Consider the following 1,157-nt stretch of genomic DNA (forward strand, 5'->3'; position numbering starts at 1 on the left):
TATCTTCTTATTTTTCTTTGTCATTTTTAATGTTTATCCTATTTATTAATATGATTGTTTATGGGTGTTAATTTATAAGTTAGTTAGGATTTTGCGATTGAAACTTTTTCTTCTGAAAAAGATATATCTAGAGCAGAAAGAGGGTATTCCTTTGCACTTTCTTTGTCGACACCATAAGATATTTTTTTCACTGTAAAATGAAGTTTATTTCAATCTGGTGTATTCTTAAAGTTAGCTACGAAGTGAGCAGCATGGTAACCAGCTGTTACAGTATCATTAGATACAAGTACAACATCTTTATTTAACTCAATATCTTGCGAATCATATGTAATTTCTTTAAGATCATCAAGAGATTCATCAAGTCCTTCTTTTTCATTTGCTTGTATAGTAAGGAAAAATTTAGCACCCGGAATTTCTTTTAAAGTTGAAACTTTAGGTTGGAAGAAAAATTCAACCTTAGAGTCCTTCTTCCCTTGCAAATTAAAGAATTGAGAGCCTTCTTCAATTTCTGTTGTTACATCACTTGAACCGGTATTTCCACTATCTTGTTTTTGTTCATTACCGTTATTCGAATCGTTTTTACCTTCATCGGTAGAAATTTCAGGTTTTTTAGGAGAATTTATAGTTGCCGATGTTGTAATTGTTAAGTCACCGGCTAGTTCAAACTTGGCACCATTCTTTTGACCAACTTCAACAATTTGATAAGTAGTTTGTGGTGAAAGTCAAATATCAACACTTTTAACGGTTACACCTAAATCCTTAGCATGAGTTTGCGGAATTGAAATCTTATCCCCAAAGTTACCATAGATGGTAATTTCGCTTTTATCACCTTCAACTGGTTTATCGAACTTAATTGTGTAAGTACCTTCAGCATGCGGTACAAGAACAGTTAATCGATATAATTGTTTATTATCACTAGGTCGCGGTAAAGAATTAGCATTAGGCTCAAGTTTTTTATAATTAATTTCTTCATATTCCTTTGTCGAAGCATTGACACCGATTGGAAATAGGTAGAAGGCCTGCTTTTCATTTATAAGTACTTTGGCTTTCTCTTCAACTTGTTTTTCTAGTTTTTCCCTTTCTTCTCGTCGTCTTTCTTCTTCCTCACGAGCTTGTTTTTCTTTCTTTAGACGTGCTTTATAACGATCAATCGCTTC

The 1,157-nt window shown here is 32.8% G+C and carries 1 protein-coding gene; it reads right to left on the minus strand.

Annotation, left to right across the window (positions count from 1 at the left end):
* Window positions 1-83: 83 nt before the first annotated feature.
* A partial coding sequence (locus tag T416_RS03930; protein ID WP_038079732.1) for a hypothetical protein occupies window positions 84-1,157 on the minus strand: 1,074 nt, incomplete at its 5' end.

The organism is Ureaplasma canigenitalium ATCC 51252, assembly GCF_000712165.1.
Classification (GTDB): domain Bacteria; phylum Bacillota_I; class Bacilli_A; order Mycoplasmatales; family Mycoplasmoidaceae; genus Ureaplasma; species Ureaplasma canigenitalium.